This is a genomic window from Bradyrhizobium sp. CIR18, from assembly GCF_014198295.1.
Classification (GTDB): Bacteria; Pseudomonadota; Alphaproteobacteria; order Rhizobiales; family Xanthobacteraceae; genus Bradyrhizobium.
In genome coordinates this window covers 781,378-796,040 of record NZ_JACIHF010000001.1, presented here as the reverse complement: position 1 = coordinate 796,040, position 14,663 = coordinate 781,378, and the positions used below count along the sequence as shown (strand labels likewise).

Annotated in this window: 13 protein-coding genes and 2 tRNA genes; 10 read left to right on the top strand and 5 right to left on the bottom strand. The window is 63.5% G+C overall.

All coding sequences use genetic code 11. From position 1 onward, the window contains the following. Positions 1-297 (top strand): type II toxin-antitoxin system RelE/ParE family toxin, encoded by a 297-nt coding sequence (locus tag GGD65_RS03855; protein WP_179738831.1) that lies wholly within the window; start codon positions 1-3, stop codon positions 295-297. A gap of 2 nt (positions 298-299) precedes the next feature. Continuing rightward, positions 300-587, top strand: coding sequence for an addiction module antidote protein (locus tag GGD65_RS03850; RefSeq protein ID WP_018320114.1), 288 nt, complete (start codon positions 300-302; stop codon positions 585-587). An 8-nt stretch (positions 588-595) separates the two neighbouring features. Here GGD65_RS03850 and GGD65_RS03845 read toward each other — a convergent pair whose 3' ends face one another. Then, positions 596-1,924 carry a multicopper oxidase family protein gene (locus tag GGD65_RS03845; RefSeq protein WP_183234436.1) on the bottom strand — a complete coding sequence of 443 codons (1,329 nt, stop codon included), beginning with the start codon at positions 1,922-1,924 and terminating at the stop codon, positions 596-598. A gap of 154 nt (positions 1,925-2,078) precedes the next feature. On the opposite strand from GGD65_RS03845, the gene GGD65_RS03840 reads away from it, so the two are divergent. The 3 genes from GGD65_RS03840 (at position 2,079) to GGD65_RS03830 (ending at position 4,638) form a co-directional block, all read left to right on the top strand. Next, positions 2,079-2,163 (top strand) — tRNA-Leu (locus tag GGD65_RS03840). Between the two features lie 172 nt (positions 2,164-2,335). Further along, the gene (tig, locus tag GGD65_RS03835; protein ID WP_092257370.1) at positions 2,336-3,697 is read left to right on the top strand and encodes a trigger factor; all 1,362 of its coding nucleotides are present in this window, start codon (positions 2,336-2,338) and stop codon (positions 3,695-3,697) included. A 305-nt stretch (positions 3,698-4,002) separates the two neighbouring features. Continuing rightward, a complete protein-coding gene (locus GGD65_RS03830) occupies positions 4,003-4,638 on the top strand; it encodes an ATP-dependent Clp protease proteolytic subunit (protein ID WP_018320117.1) in 636 nt (211 codons plus the stop codon). A gap of 68 nt (positions 4,639-4,706) precedes the next feature. On the opposite strand, the gene GGD65_RS03825 is transcribed toward GGD65_RS03830, so the two are convergent. Continuing rightward, on the bottom strand, positions 4,707-4,928 hold the full coding sequence (locus GGD65_RS03825) for a hypothetical protein (protein WP_143109056.1): 222 nt from the start codon (positions 4,926-4,928) through the stop codon (positions 4,707-4,709). A gap of 178 nt (positions 4,929-5,106) precedes the next feature. On the opposite strand from GGD65_RS03825, the gene clpX reads away from it, so the two are divergent. The 3 genes from clpX to GGD65_RS03810 all read left to right on the top strand — a co-directional run bounded on the left by clpX (position 5,107) and on the right by GGD65_RS03810 (position 9,605). Further along, complete coding sequence (clpX, locus tag GGD65_RS03820) at positions 5,107-6,378, top strand: ATP-dependent Clp protease ATP-binding subunit ClpX (RefSeq protein ID WP_018320118.1); 1,272 nt, start codon at positions 5,107-5,109, stop codon at positions 6,376-6,378. A gap of 326 nt (positions 6,379-6,704) precedes the next feature. Beyond that, complete coding sequence (lon, locus tag GGD65_RS03815) at positions 6,705-9,128, top strand: endopeptidase La (RefSeq protein WP_018320119.1); 2,424 nt, start codon at positions 6,705-6,707, stop codon at positions 9,126-9,128. A gap of 72 nt (positions 9,129-9,200) precedes the next feature. Then, positions 9,201-9,605: a GFA family protein gene (locus tag GGD65_RS03810; protein WP_018320120.1), complete on the top strand. Its 405-nt coding sequence runs from the start codon at positions 9,201-9,203 to the stop codon at positions 9,603-9,605. Positions 9,606-9,704: 99 nt separating this feature from the next. Here the strand turns inward: GGD65_RS03810 and GGD65_RS03805 are convergent. The 3 genes from GGD65_RS03805 to GGD65_RS03795 form a co-directional block, all read right to left on the bottom strand. Then, a tRNA-Val gene (locus tag GGD65_RS03805) sits at positions 9,705-9,781 on the bottom strand. 118 nt (positions 9,782-9,899) lie between these two features. After that, the gene (locus tag GGD65_RS03800; protein WP_018320121.1) at positions 9,900-10,262 is read right to left on the bottom strand and encodes a hypothetical protein; all 363 of its coding nucleotides are present in this window, start codon (positions 10,260-10,262) and stop codon (positions 9,900-9,902) included. Between the two features lie 145 nt (positions 10,263-10,407). Next, positions 10,408-12,261, bottom strand: coding sequence for a caspase family protein (locus GGD65_RS03795; RefSeq protein ID WP_183234435.1), 1,854 nt, complete (start codon positions 12,259-12,261; stop codon positions 10,408-10,410). A gap of 371 nt (positions 12,262-12,632) precedes the next feature. Here GGD65_RS03795 and GGD65_RS03790 point away from each other — a divergent pair, with 371 nt between their 5' ends. Beyond that, positions 12,633-13,493 (top strand): class I SAM-dependent methyltransferase, encoded by an 861-nt coding sequence (locus GGD65_RS03790; RefSeq protein ID WP_183234943.1) that lies wholly within the window; start codon positions 12,633-12,635, stop codon positions 13,491-13,493. Between the two features lie 90 nt (positions 13,494-13,583). Further along, on the top strand, positions 13,584-14,609 hold the full coding sequence (locus GGD65_RS03785) for an acyltransferase (protein WP_179738815.1): 1,026 nt from the start codon (positions 13,584-13,586) through the stop codon (positions 14,607-14,609). Positions 14,610-14,663: the final 54 nt, after the last annotated feature.

Here is a 14,663-nt window from a genome sequence, read left to right as displayed (position 1 = left end):
GTGGTCGAACTCAAGCAGACTGAGACGTTCCGAAAGTGGCGATCGCGTCTGCGGGATGAGCGCGCCAGAGCGTTGATCGCGTCGCGGTTGGATCGGCTAGCTCAAGGCCACGCGGGCGACGTTGAGCCGGTCGGCGATGGGGTGAGCGAACTGCGTATCCACCACGGCCCCGGCTATCGGATCTATTTTCAGCAGCGGGGCAAGACGATCATCATTTTGCTGTGTGGGGGCGACAAGGCCACGCAGGCGAAAGACATCAAGGAGGCCAAGCGCCTTGCCGAGATGTGGAGCGAATAAAGATGGGCAAGAAGCTGACGACTTACGATCCGGCCGAGGACCTTCAATCCGATGAAGCCATTGCCGTGTTCATGGAAGAGGCGTTCAAAACCGAGGACGCTGCCTATATCGCGCATGCGCTTGGCGTCGTCGCCCGTGCGAAGGGGATGGCGCAGATTGCCAAGGAAACCGGTCTTTCTCGCGAGCAGCTCTATCGCTCGTTCAGTACCGACGGCAATCCGACGCTCAAAACGACCATCGCAGTGATGAAGGCGCTCGGCATCGAACTGACGGCCAAACCGCACGCATAGCCGCAACCTCACTCCACCCCATACCAGCGCACCAGCCGCGGCGCGGCCCAGTCCGTGACGACGGATTCGAGCAGCCATTGTCCGGATGCGGTCGCCGCAAAGGCGATGCGCTGGGTCTGGCCGGGCTCGACCGCGAGCGTGTCGAGCCAGTACGGCTTCCAGCCGTCGTCGAGCTTGTCGAGCAGGCGGAAGTGGTGGCCGTGCAGATGGAAGACGGTCGACATTGGGCCGGGGTTCTTGAGGGCCAGCACGACGGTGCGGCCGGGCTTGGCGCGGAAGGCCGAGGCGGAGGATCTGGAGAAGTCGGCACACCGTGCCCACCCAGCATCGGCCGCGCCGAGCGCGACATCGAACCGCAGGGCTCCTCTGAGATCGAGCTTGTCGGGCAGGTCGTTGGAAGGAAGCGGCTGCGGCGGCAACAGCGGCGCGCGGCGCTCCAGCCTGCCGGAGACGGCAAGCGAGCCGATCGGATGCGCCTCCTTGCCGTCATGGAGCAGAATCGGGGCCGAGCTGGCCGCATCCACGATGGCATCGGCACGCCCGCCCGGGGCCAGGACCAGAGCGCCATTGCGCGCCGGAAACGGTTCGGCTGGTTGTCCGTCCAGGGCCATCACCCGGACGTCGTGGTTTTCTAATTTGATCGCCAGAACAGTGCGTTGGGAGCCGTTGATAAAGCGCAGCCGCAAACGCTCGCCAGCTGCAGCTGAGAGTTCAAATGAAGTCTGCCCGTTAAGCGTATAGAGCGGCGTCGCGTCCTTTGGAGCGCGTCCCGGGGGGAGTGCGGTGCCGTCTGACCGCAGCCGCCATTCCTCGATCAGCAGGACCTCGTCGCGATCGACGATGCCAGTGTTTGCCTCCTGCGCGATGACCGGAAGCGGGCGCGCAGGCCGCGTCAGGACGTCCTCGAACAGGCGGAAGTCCGCCAGCAGGGTTCCCGCGCTTGGTACTGAAATAATTGAGGTTTCGGTCGTCCCGGGCGGGGCGGGCGCGCGCCCGCGCAGCGGGTCGGCCGCGGCTGGGCCATTGAGGCCGTACCAGGTTGGGGCAAGCGGGACAGGCAGGTCGTTGCGAAACACCACCTCGCAGCGATCGCCGCGCTTGAGACGGACGTTCCCGAGGTGGCTTACGGCGGCCAGCTCCCAGATTGGTGTAGCGGGCTGCCCCGGCCTGAGAGCCAGGGTTTGCGGCCTTGCCTGAAGGGAAAGCTGGGCGGTCAGGGCCGGCGCGGCACTGCTGGCGACCAACCCGGCCGCCGAGGCGCCAAGCCCGGTGCCAAGCCCGGCGGCAAGGCTGGCCAAAAGCTCACGTCGGGTCGGGTCAAAGAACCGCGTTTTCATGGGCCGATCCGGACCACGCCACGCTGGATAAGTCCAGCGATCGTGCCTACGTAAAGCCTGCCTCCATCGGGCCATTTTTTTGCTGCGAACAGTCAGGCACATGTTATAAGCCCGGCCGCCCGCGGCATCGCGGCCGGTTTGGATGCAAATTCACGCGGGCGTGGCGGAACTGGTAGACGCGCTGGATTTAGGTTCCAGTGACGAAAGTTGTGGGGGTTCGAGTCCCTCCGCCCGCACCAAGCGCTTATCGCGTTTGCACGGATTACGAGACCTGCTTTCGCGCGGAGTTTGTCCGCCGGGAGCCGGTTCGATGAAGCACCGGCGTTGAGGCGTTTGCCTCGCGCCGGATCGATTGATGACAGCGTCCCGATGCATGCGCGCCGGGACCGAACGAGAAGAAGATTGGACGCCATGCAGGTCACAGAGACCCTCTCGGAAGGTTTGAAGCACGAGTTCAAGATCAGCGTTCCCGCGTCTGATCTCGACGCCAAGGCTGGTGCCAAGCTCGTTGACCTCAAGGACAAGGTCCGCATCAACGGCTTCCGTCCCGGCAAGGTGCCGGTTGCTCACCTGAAGAAGGTCTACGGCCGCTCGGTGATGGCCGAGACCATCGACCAGACCATCCGCGACACCAACACGCAGCTGTTCTCCGAGCGCGGCTTCCGCCTTGCGACCGAGCCCAAGATCACCATGCCGAGCGAGCAGGCCGAGGTCGAGGAGCTCCTGAGCGGCAAGACCGATCTCACCTACACGGTTGCGATCGAGGTGGTGCCGGCAATCGCGCTCGCCGACTTCAAGTCCTTCCAGGTCGAGAAGCCCGTCGCCGATGTCACCGACGCCGATGTCGACGAGGCGATCAAGCGCATCGCCGACACCAACCGCGGCTATGCCGCGAAGGCCGAGGGCGAAAAGGCCGCCTCCGGCGACCGCGTCACCATCAACTTCAAGGGCTCCATCAACGGCGAAGTCTTCGAGGGCGGCACCGGCGAAGGCATCCAGGTCGTGATCGGCTCCAACACCTTCATTCCCGGCTTCGAGGAGCAACTGATCGGCATCGGCGCGGGCGAGACCCGCACGCTGAAGGTGTCGTTCCCGAAGAACTACATGAACGACAAGCTCGCCGGCCAGCCGGCCGAGTTCGAGACCACCGCGACCTCGATCGAGGCGCCGCAGGACATCGCGATCGACGACGAGTTCGCCAAGACGCTTGGCCTGGAATCGCTGGACAAGCTCAAGGAAGCCGCGCGCGAGCGTCTGAACGTCGAGTTCGCCGGCGCTACGCGTCAGCGCGTCAAGCGCGCGCTGCTCGACCGCCTCGACGAAGCCCATCGCTTCGAGGCGCCGCCCTCGCTGGTCGACGAGGAGTTCAATCTGATGTGGAACTCGGTCAAGGCCGAGATGGACTCCGCCGGCAAGACCTTTGCCGACGAGGACACCACTGAAGACAAGGCCAAGGAGGAGTACCGCAAGATCGCCGACCGCCGCGTGCGGCTCGGTCTCGTGCTCTCCGAGATCGGCGAGAAGAACAAGATCACCGTGACCGACGACGAGGTCGGCCGCGCCGTGATCGAGCGCGCCCGCTCGATGCCCGGCCGCGAGAAGGAGGTCTGGGACTATTACCGCAGCAACGCCCAGGCGTTGGCCCAGCTCCGTGCACCGATCTATGAGGACAAGGTCGTCGACTTCATCCTCGAGCTCGCCAACGTGACCGAGAAGAAGGTCTCGCGCGAGGACCTCTACAAGGACGACGAAGCGGAAAAGACCGCGGCCTGAGGCCCGTTCCGATATCATCGGAATGGGGCTCTGAGGCAGCCATCCATTAAGGATGATCAGCAAAGAGGCCCAGCTAGCCAGATGGCCGGCTGGGCCTCTTTGTGCGAATCAGCTTCAACTGCCCGACGGATTAAGCCTTAATGCGCTCCGCACTTGTCAGGCGCGAATTGGGCTATATCTGTCGGTACGCCTTCTACCTCTACCAAGTTCCTGCATCACGGGACGTCCATCGGCCTTCAGCAGATCCAGCTCAAACTGGCAGTCAAGCCTGGCGATGTCCGCCTCTTAAAAACCCTAGGTGACTCATGCGCGATCCGGTTGAAACCTACATGAACCTCGTGCCCATGGTGGTCGAGCAGACCAACCGTGGCGAGCGCGCCTACGACATCTTCTCGCGCCTCTTGAAGGAGCGCATCATCTTCCTGACCGGTCCGGTCGAGGATGGCATGTCGACGCTGGTCGTCGCACAGCTGTTGTTCCTCGAGGCGGAAAATCCGAAGAAGGAAATCTCGATGTACATAAATTCGCCGGGCGGCGTGGTGACGTCGGGCCTTGCGATCTACGACACCATGCAGTTCATCCGCCCGCCGGTCTCGACGCTGTGCACGGGGCAGGCGGCCTCGATGGGCTCGCTGCTGCTCGCCGCCGGCGAGAAGGACATGCGCTTCTCGCTGCCGAACGCGCGCATCATGGTGCATCAACCCTCCGGCGGCTTCCAGGGCCAGGCCACCGACATCATGCTGCACGCGCAGGAAATCCTGAACCTGAAGAAGCGGCTCAACGAGATCTACGTGAAGCACACCGGCCAGACCTACAAGGCGATTGAGGACGCGCTGGAACGCGACAAGTTCCTGACCGCGAACGACGCCAAGGAGTTCGGCCTGGTCGACAAGGTCATCGACAAGCGTGCCGAGGAACCGGCGGCGGCGAAGACCCCGTAGCACTACTGGGGCTCTGCGGCGATCCCTTGTTCAGCCCTTGGGCAACTCCTTGGGATCGCCTCATACCGTCAGTTGGCGTTCACGCTATGGACGCGTGCGCGCGTCGCAAAACGGTATTTGCGCCCTGCGACAAGCAGAAAGTTCCGCTTTCGTGCTTGTTTTTCGTGGTAATCCAGCAACGCCGGGGTGATTTCGATCACTTCGCCCGTGCCAAGACCGGAAATCACGGTATTGTCACGGGTAGCCGGCGACCCCCGATTAGCGAATTCTTGATAGTCGGGTGACAGCATGGTTGGCTACGATTGATCGGCTATGATCGCGGAGAATCGAGTGACCGTGATTCGCACGGGATGTAACGCGTAGGGTCTTTTTTGGTACGGGATTTGCTCTACTTAAGCTTCATGCCGACCATCGTGTCGGAATGGAGCGATCGAGCGGAACGGGATCGAACCGCGGACGGAGACATGAATGAGTAAGGTCGGCACGAGCGACTCCAAGAACACGCTATATTGCTCGTTCTGCGGCAAGAGCCAGCACGAAGTCCGCAAACTGATCGCGGGTCCCACGGTCTTCATCTGCGACGAGTGCGTCGAGCTCTGCATGGACATCATCCGCGAGGAAAACAAATCCTCGCTGGTCAAGTCGCGCGACGGCATTCCGACGCCGAAGGAAATCTGCAAGGTCCTGGACGACTACGTGATCGGCCAGAGCCATGCGAAGAAGGTCCTGTCGGTCGCGGTGCACAACCACTACAAGCGCCTCAACCATCAGACCAAGCACAACGACGTCGAGCTCGCGAAGTCGAACATCCTGCTGATCGGTCCGACCGGCTCGGGCAAGACGCTGCTTGCGCAGACGCTCGCCCGCATCCTGGACGTGCCGTTCACTATGGCCGATGCGACGACGCTGACCGAGGCCGGCTATGTCGGCGAGGACGTCGAGAACATCATCCTGAAGCTGCTCCAGGCCGCCGACTACAACGTCGAGCGCGCCCAGCGCGGCATCGTCTACATCGACGAAATCGACAAGATCAGCCGCAAGTCCGACAACCCCTCGATCACGCGCGACGTGTCGGGTGAGGGCGTGCAGCAGGCGCTGCTCAAGATCATGGAAGGTACGGTGGCTTCGGTCCCGCCGCAGGGCGGCCGCAAGCATCCGCAGCAGGAATTCCTGCAGGTGGATACCACCAACATCCTGTTCATCTGCGGCGGTGCCTTCGCCGGCCTCGAGAAGATCATCTCGGCGCGCGGACGGTCGACCTCGATCGGCTTCGCGGCCCAGGTGATGGCGCCGGAAGACCGCCGGACCGGCGAGATCTTCCGTCACGTCGAGCCTGAGGACCTCCTGAAGTACGGCCTCATCCCCGAGTTCGTCGGCCGTCTGCCGGTCGTGGCGACGCTCGAGGACCTCGATGAGACCTCGCTGAAGAAGATCCTCACCGAGCCGAAGAACGCGCTGGTGAAACAGTACCAGCGGCTGTTCGAGATGGAGAACATCGAGCTGACCTTCGCCGACGAGGCGCTTGGCGCGGTTGCCCGCAAGGCGATCGAGCGCAAGACCGGTGCGCGGGGCCTTCGTTCGATCCTCGAGGCGATCCTGCTCGAGACCATGTTCGATCTGCCGGGCCTGGAAGGTGTGGAAGAGGTCGTGATTTCGCGCGAAGTCGTGGAAGGAACGGCGCGTCCGCTCTACATCTACGCCGATCGGTCCGATCGCGCCGTCGAGAACGCCAGCGCCTGATCTTTCGGCGCTGGAACGCTCCAATTGTATCCTCAAACTGGGCTGCGGAAATGTATCTCCGCAGCCGGTGTTGCGTCGCTTACCGCGTTGCGTAAGCGCCTGATGGCGCGCGTTTTTCAATGACTTGACACCCCCCGGGTCGATAGCCACCTAATGTCGGCGGCGAGCGAAAATTCTCTTCCAGATTCGCCTCAGTTCCGATCCGGCGAGCCGGTCCAACGCGAAAAACGGACCGATCGGTTTTGCGGATCACCTCGGCACCTTGTGGCGGTTGCGCATGAGCATGGCGGGCTGCGTGCAAGGGGGCAAAGCAAAAGGAAAAGGCCATGACTAATCCAAAACCCAGGCCAACCATCGTTCATGGCGAAACGCACGCCTATCCCGTGCTGCCGCTGCGCGACATCGTCGTCTTCCCGCACATGATCGTTCCGCTCTTCGTCGGTCGCGAGAAGTCGATCCGCGCGCTCGAAGAGGTGATGAAGAACGACGCGCTGATCATGCTCGCGACGCAGAAGAACGCGTCCGACGATGATCCGGCGCCCGACGCCATTTACGAGACCGGTACGCTTGCCAGCGTGCTGCAGCTCTTGAAGCTTCCCGACGGCACCGTGAAGGTGCTGGTCGAAGGGCTCGAGCGTGCGCGCGTGCAGAAATACACCGATCGCGCCGACTATTACGAAGCGACCGCCATTGCGCTGGCCGATACCGATGCGAAGTCGGTCGAGGCGGAAGCGCTGGCGCGCTCGGTCGTGTCCGACTTCGAGAGCTATGTGAAGCTCAACAAGAAGATCTCGGCCGAGGTCGTCGGCGTCGTGCAGGCGATCACCGATTTCGCCAAGCTCGCCGACACCGTTGCCTCGCATCTCGCGGTCAAGATCGCCGATCGCCAGGGTATCCTGGAGACTCTGTCCGTCACCACGCGCCTGGAGAAGGTGCTGGGTCTGATGGAGAGCGAGATCTCGGTGCTGCAGGTCGAGAAGCGCATCCGCTCACGCGTCAAGCGCCAGATGGAGAAGACCCAGCGCGAGTATTATCTCAACGAGCAGATGAAGGCGATCCAGAAGGAACTCGGCGACGACGACGGTCGCGACGAGCTCGCCGATCTCGAAGAGAAGATCGCCAAGACCAAGCTCTCCAAGGAAGCGCGCGAGAAGGCGCAGCATGAATTGAAGAAGCTGCGCCAGATGTCGCCGATGTCCGCGGAAGCGACCGTCGTGCGCAACTATCTGGATTGGCTGCTGTCGATCCCGTGGAACAAGAAGTCCAAGGTGAAGAAGGACCTGGAGGCCGCGCAGGCCATCCTGGACTCCGATCACTATGGTCTGGAGAAGGTCAAGGAACGTATCGTCGAGTACCTCGCGGTGCAGTCGCGCGCCAACAAGCTCACGGGCCCGATCCTGTGCCTCGTCGGTCCTCCCGGCGTCGGCAAGACCTCGCTCGGCAAGTCGATCGCGAAGGCGACGGGGCGTGAGTTCGTGCGCGTCTCGCTCGGCGGCGTGCGTGACGAGGCCGAGATCCGCGGTCACCGCCGCACCTATATCGGCTCGATGCCCGGCAAGATCATCCAGTCGATGCGGAAGGCGAAGTCGTCCAATCCGCTGTTCCTGCTGGACGAGATCGACAAGATGGGCGCCGATTTCCGCGGCGATCCGTCCTCGGCTCTGCTCGAGGTCCTCGACCCCGAGCAGAACGGGACCTTCAACGACCACTATCTCGAGGTCGACTACGATCTGTCCAACGTGATGTTCATCACGACCGCGAATACGCTCAATATTCCGGGCCCGCTGATGGACCGCATGGAGATCATCCGGATCGCCGGCTACACCGAGAACGAGAAGGTCGAGATCGCGCGCAAGCATTTGATCCCGAACGCGGTGTCCAAGCACGGCCTGGACTCCAAGGAGTTCTCGATCGACGACGACGCGCTGCTGCTTCTGATCCGCCGCTACACCCGCGAAGCGGGCGTGCGTAACCTGGAGCGTGAGCTCTCCACACTCGCCCGCAAGGCGGTGAAGGAGCTGATGATCTCCAAGAAGAAGTCGGTCAAGGTCACCGAGAAGACTCTGGAAGAGTTGCTCGGCGTGCCGAAGTACCGCTTCGGCGAGATCGAGAGCGAGCCGCAGGTCGGCATCGTCACCGGCCTTGCCTGGACCGATGTCGGCGGCGAGCTGCTGACCATCGAAGGCGTCATGATGCCGGGCAAGGGCAAGATGACGGTCACGGGCAATCTGCGTGACGTGATGAAGGAGTCGATCTCGGCGGCGGCGTCCTACGTCCGCTCGCGGGCCATCAACTACGGCATCGAGCCGCCGATGTTCGATCGCCGCGACATCCACGTGCACGTGCCGGAGGGCGCGACGCCGAAGGACGGTCCGTCCGCGGGCGTCGCCATGGCCACCGCGATCATCTCGGTCATGACCGGCATCCCGGTCCGCCACGATGTCGCGATGACCGGCGAGATCACGCTGCGCGGCCGCGTGCTGCCGATCGGCGGCCTCAAGGAGAAGCTGCTGGCTGCGGCCCGCGGCGGCATCAAGACGGTGCTAATCCCCGAGGACAACGCCAAGGATCTCACGGAGATTTCCGATGCGATCAAGGGCGGCATGGAGATCATCCCGGTCTCGCGCCTCGACGACGTCGTCGCCAAGGCGCTGGTGAAGAAGCCGGTGCCGATCGTCTGGGAAGAGGACACCAAGGTGACGGTGAAGCCGGATGGCGATGAAGCCGCCGGCGGCCTGACCGCTCACTGAGGCTTAGCGAAAAGATGATAAAACGGCGCCTTCGGGCGCCGTTTTTGTTTTGGGGGCAGGGGGAGGAGGCCGATGCAGATCGACGGGCAATGCCATTGCGGGACGATCACCTTCGAGGCCGAGGTCGATCCGGAGGCCGTCTCGGTCTGTCACTGCACCGATTGCCAGACGCTGACCGGCTCGCCGTTCCGGGTGACCGCCGTCTGTGCCGGCGCTGATGTCCGCCTGACCGGCGGCGCGCCCAAGATCTACGGCAAGCGTGGTGACAACGGCCGGATGCGCTTCCAGCACTTCTGCGCCGATTGCGGTTCCCCGCTGTTCACCAGCGGCGAGGGCGACCAGGCCGACGATTGGGGCATCCGTTGGGGCTCTATCCGTCAGCGCGACAAATTGCGCCCCGTCAGGCAGATCTGGTGCCAGTCGGCGGCGGTGTGGATCGACGCGGTGCCGCTGCTGCCGGGGAGGCCGCAGGATTGAGGTTGGCTTGTCGAGCCGAAGCTCGCGGCTCAGAGCCCGCCTTCACCACGAGCACCAATGCCGGCCTGCCGAGCCGAAGCTCGCGAAGCGAGCGAAGGCTGGTGGGCGGTCACGGATTCGAACCGCGGACCCTCTCGGTGTAAACGAGATGCTCTAACCAGCTGAGCTAACCGCCCCACGGCGCCTCTTTAGCGCCTCGGCGGGTGTCGGAGCAAGGGCCGAGCGCGCCCGAGGAGGCGGCGATCGTGTTCGCCGCCGCTGCGCAACGCCTCGGCCCGGAACCCCGCCTGATTGTCAGGCTGTCTTGGTGAACATCGTCAGGACGCCGTCGGCGATGTTGATCGCGACGACTTGTGACGAGCTCAAGCCCTTGGCCTTGAGCACGGAGGCTGCTTGCGGTGTGGCGTCGATGGACTGCCGGAGCGACTGGATGTCCTTGTCGCTTGTGTGCGCCACGAGTTCATCGACCTTCGCGCGCACGGCCGGCTGCAATTCCTTGACGTCCACAACCTGTATGCTCCGGATTTCCGTGCTGGACTGCGTGGACGGCTGTTCCGCGCCGGGTTGCGACGATGCGCCCTGTGCCTGCACCAGAGCCGGTGTTCCGAGACAGAGAGCTGCAACGATGACGGATGCCGTGAAGCTGCGCATGGTCATGCCTTTTCCAGTTTGAGGAATGGCGAAACCTATCGACGAAATCTGGTTGGCATCTGATTCCGATGTGGCCATTCGGTGAAACCAATGCGGCCGTAATGCGCGCGGATGAGACCGGCTACGTCGGGTCCGGAGCCCAAAGCGAAACTCAGTTGCAGACTTCCACGTTTGTGTATCCGCCCATATTCCCCTTCGCAAAGAGCGCCGGCGAATTGCCTTCGAGGCGGCAGCCGGGCCGGACCGGACGGCAGCCGGCCTGTCCGCACACGATCTGCCCGCTCGATTGCGGTTTGGACGGAGCAGCGTCGGTCTTCTTGCGTTCCGTGTCCCGTGCGGGCGCGTCGTCGCGCTTGGCGACCGGCTTCTTGTCCTGCACCTTCTCGCATTCGTTGTCGTCATTGACGCGGTAGCCAGCGCGACAGGTGATCTTCACGCAGGCATCGCCGTCGGCCTTGAAGCCATGGTCGCAGACCAGCGGGCAGACGCGTCCCGGCTTGGCCTTGATCGCATCCAGCGCATCGAAGCTCGCGAGCTTGGCATCGAACTTCGTGCCGGCGTATTTGTTGAACAGCGTCAGCGAACGTTGAGACGGAGCATTCCAGTCCCCATCCGCGGAGGCGGAGAGACAGCCGACGCGGCGCAGCTCCGACTGAACCAGCTTCGTCGTTTCCTGCGGCGACATTGTCGGCGGGGAAGAGGGCGCTATCGCTGCGACCTTCTGCTCCGCGCTGGCAGAGGCCTGTTTCTCCGCGGCCAGCTTTGCGGCCGTCTCGGCGGCGGCCTTGTCGTTCGCCAGCTTCTCGGCGAGCACCTTCTCCGCGGCCTGCTTCTCGGCCAGGGCCTTCGCGACTGCCGCCTCGGCGTCCTTCCGTCGTTGCTCCGCAGCGGCGGCCTTGGCCTCCTCGATCTGCTTGGCCTTCTCGGCAGCGAGACGCTTCTCCTCGGCCACCTTGGCCGCGGCTGCCGCCTTCTCCTGTTCGGCCTTGTTGGCGCGCTCGGCGGCGAGGCGGGCCTTCTCCTCTTCCGCCTGCCGGGCCTTGTCTGCCGTGGTCGCACGGGTTTCCTCGGCGGCGATCTTGTTCAACTGGCCTTTGGCGAGATCGGTATAGAAGCCGCTCGGAAAGCGGTTGAGGAAGGCGGTCCATCCGTCGCGTGTCCCAAGCTGAAGCGCCAATTCGTAGTCGCGCCGAATCTCGCTATCGGGATTTGCTTGGGGCCCGGCGACGACAGGCTTCGCCGCGATCAGCGGCATGTCGTCGCCGCCGAGCGAGCCGTAGACATAGGGCTCCTGCTTGTAACCGGTGCTCTTGAGCACGTCGTCACGGACGAAGCCGAACGCCTTGCGCAGGTCGAGCCCCGGCGTCGGCAGCCGCTCGACCAGGGCTGCGGCAAACGGGCTGTTCTTGGAGTCGCCGTCCGAGGCCGTTGAGCCGGCCTTGGCGGCGAAGGCGATCATGGTGTTCGGGCTGGTCGGCTCGACCTTGGCAAGGCCGCGGCCGATGGCGCGTGCGGCCACCGTCCGTTTCATCGTCTTGGCGAAGGGATTGTCGCGACAGGCATCGAGAATGACGAGGCGAAGCTGCTTGGCCGGCTCGATGGCGAACAACAGCCGATCGAGCGGGAAAGCCTCGTCGAAGACATCGGTATCGGTTTCCAGCGCGGCGTCGGTCGGAATGAGATAATTGTTGCCGTCCAGCTCGATCCCGTGGCCGGCATAATAGATGACGGCGACCTCGGCCTCGCGCGCCTTGCTGCCGAACTCGCGCAGGGCCTTGCGCATGTCGACGACGCTCAGGTCGAGCTTGACGTCCACGGTGTCGAAGCCGGCCTTCCTGAACATGCCGCCGACCAGCGAGGCGTCGTTCACCGGATTGGTCAGCCGGGGCACGCTCTTGTAGGCGGAATTGCCGATGACGAGAGCTACGCGCTTTTCAGCGCGCGCCGAGCCGCAGCCGAGACACAAGACCGTCAATAAAAATAGAAAAATCCGAAATGCGCCCATTGCAGCCCCAAATCGCAATGTGATCAGAGTAGTCGCAGTGTGCTCTGGAGGCAAAGGCGCCTAATGTGACGAACATCACAGGCGCCAGTACCGGCATAGGCCAATGTCCGCCCGCAAGTCACAACGGAGGGTTGGCCAATGTGTGCTCTGCTCGATCTCATCTACCGACATGTCTGTCGGGCGTGCCTGCGGCAAGCGCGACGCATCAGCCAGGACCGTTCGACCAGCGTAATCTCGTAATTCCGGGTCCGGAGCGCGGCCCGCCTTGACTCCTTGAAGGGTGCGCCTGCCATCCCGACGTGGTATCGCCCCTGAGTGGTTGCAAAACCGCGACGGGATGGGCATCGCGAATGGGAATGACCGGGAATACCATGCAGCAGCCAAGCGGCCACGAGCAAAACGCCGACCAGATCGCCTATTGGAACGGCCCGAGCGGCCAGCGCTGGGCCGATCGCCACGCGGCCCAGGAGAGCCTGCTCGGACCGATTGCTGACGCGCTGATCGAACGCGCCAAGCCGAGACCCGGTGAGCGCGTCCTCGATGTCGGCTGCGGCTCCGGCGCGACAACCTTTGCATTTGCCAAGGCGGTGGCGCCCGACGGTTTTGCGCTCGGCCTCGACGTGTCCGAGCCGATGCTGTCACAGGCGCGCGCGTTTGCGCCAAAGGGCCTGCCGCTCGATTTCGTGCTGGCCGACGCCACCGTGCATCCGTTCGAGCCGGCGAGCTTCGATCTCTTGGCCTCGCGCTTCGGCGTGATGTTCTTTGCCGATCCCATTGCCTCCTTCACCAATCTGCGGCGAGCGCTGAAGCCGACCGGGCGGCTCGCCTTCGTATGCTGGCGCGAGCCAAAGGAAAATCCGTGGATGATGGCGCCGCTGATGGCGGTCTACAAACACGTGCCGAAGATGCCGCCGGTCGGGCCGGAGGAGCCGGGCCCGTTCGCTTTCGCCTCGGAAGAGCGCGTGATGCGCATCCTGAAGGGAGCGGGTTTCGTCGACATGGCGATGGAGCCGCGCAATCTGGCGATGGATGTGGCGATCGGCGGCGGCCTCGATGCCGCGGTTGATGGCGCCTTGCAGATCGGCCCCGCCAGCCGCGCGCTGCAGGGACATCCGCCGGAGACGTACGCAGCTGCGAAGGCGTCGATCCGCGAGATGCTCGCGCCGTTCCTGAAGGGGCAATCGGTTTCGCTGCAGGGCGCGATCTGGATCGTGACCGCGAAGGCGGGGTAGTCGCCCGTCATCGGAGCCGCTTTAGGCGTGAACCTGCTCGGGCCGTGTGACATTGCACAGGGCCGGGGGCGCTGCTAGGTTGTGTGCGGGATGGGAGATGTTCAACTTCAGGGTCGGCTGCCCGGCGTGCAGCTCGGGCGGGCGGTCGCTGCTCTGGCAGTGTTTTATTTTCACACGCATCTAGCGCTGAACCACTTCGATGCATCCCAACTCGTTACTTGGAGGTTCCTGGCAAATCGAGGCGCCGACGGGGTCGACCTCTTCTTTGCCATTTCCGGGTTCATTGTCTGCTACGTCTCGACGGCGCCCGGCTACACACCGTTCAGTTTCCTCGCCAAACGCTTCTTTCGCATCTATCCCCTCAATGCGCTCGCAACGCTGGTCATGATTGTGTTCTTCAGCCGCAGCATCGGCGGGCCACCGCAGGAGATCGAGCTGGGCCGGATAGTGCGTTCGCTCCTGATCGTTCCGCAGCCCGCCCCCATGAACGCGGTTGGCTGGACACTCGAATACGAGGTGATTTTCTATCTCGTCTCCGCAGTGCTCATCCCGCTTGGCGGACCCCGACTGTTGTTCGTCTGGTGCATCGCCGCCACGTGGATCGGACGCGGCATCGAGCCGCAGCCGCCGATCATCTCTCGTTTTGCCGACGGTCACTATGCCGACTTCGCCGCCGGCGTGTTCGCCTACATGATGGTCGCGCGGTTTTCGCCGCGCTGGATCTCCAGTCTGGCGTTTCTGGTCTTGGCGGTCGTCGCCTACGTTGTTGGCCCGCAGCTGACGATATGGTCGACGCCGCTGGCGTGCTGCCTGGCCGTTGCCGCCTTGACGCTGCTACCATATGCGCCGCGCTTGCTCGTCAGACTCGGCGATATCTCTTACGGCATTTATGTGTGGCACTGGCCGGTGTTCATGTTCTTGCCGTGGCTGGCGGCATGGAGGCACTTCGACAAGGCGAATGGCGAGATCTGGCGCTGGGGTCTGCTCGTGCTCGTCATCGCGATCTCATCGGCGTCCTGGATGATGTTCGAACGCCCGATCAATCGTTGGGCGGCGCGATGGTTGGCGGGGCGCTCACAGACCGCGTCGGCGCCGACGAGCCAGGCTTCGACGTGACATCGCGGTTCGAACATGACCATCTGCGGGCATTGAAAATGGATCGAGCACTGG

Bases quoted from the DNA above. Each gene is read 5' to 3' on its own strand.
- GGD65_RS03795 (WP_183234435.1), bottom strand. From the start codon at position 12,261: ATGGGCGCATTTCGGATTTTTCTATTTTTATTGACGGTCTTGTGTCTC.
- GGD65_RS03785 (WP_179738815.1), top strand. From the start codon at position 13,584: ATGGGAGATGTTCAACTTCAGGGTCGGCTGCCCGGCGTGCAGCTCGGG.
- lon (WP_018320119.1), top strand. From the start codon at position 6,705: ATGACTAATCCAAAACCCAGGCCAACCATCGTTCATGGCGAAACGCAC.
- clpX (WP_018320118.1), top strand. From the start codon at position 5,107: ATGAGTAAGGTCGGCACGAGCGACTCCAAGAACACGCTATATTGCTCG.
- GGD65_RS03830 (WP_018320117.1), top strand. From the start codon at position 4,003: ATGCGCGATCCGGTTGAAACCTACATGAACCTCGTGCCCATGGTGGTC.
- tig (WP_092257370.1), top strand. From the start codon at position 2,336: ATGCAGGTCACAGAGACCCTCTCGGAAGGTTTGAAGCACGAGTTCAAG.
- GGD65_RS03790 (WP_183234943.1), top strand. From the start codon at position 12,633: ATGCAGCAGCCAAGCGGCCACGAGCAAAACGCCGACCAGATCGCCTAT.
- GGD65_RS03810 (WP_018320120.1), top strand. From the start codon at position 9,201: ATGCAGATCGACGGGCAATGCCATTGCGGGACGATCACCTTCGAGGCC.
- GGD65_RS03825 (WP_143109056.1), bottom strand. From the start codon at position 4,928: ATGCTGTCACCCGACTATCAAGAATTCGCTAATCGGGGGTCGCCGGCT.
- GGD65_RS03850 (WP_018320114.1), top strand. From the start codon at position 300: ATGGGCAAGAAGCTGACGACTTACGATCCGGCCGAGGACCTTCAATCC.
- GGD65_RS03845 (WP_183234436.1), bottom strand. From the start codon at position 1,924: ATGAAAACGCGGTTCTTTGACCCGACCCGACGTGAGCTTTTGGCCAGC.
- GGD65_RS03800 (WP_018320121.1), bottom strand. From the start codon at position 10,262: ATGACCATGCGCAGCTTCACGGCATCCGTCATCGTTGCAGCTCTCTGT.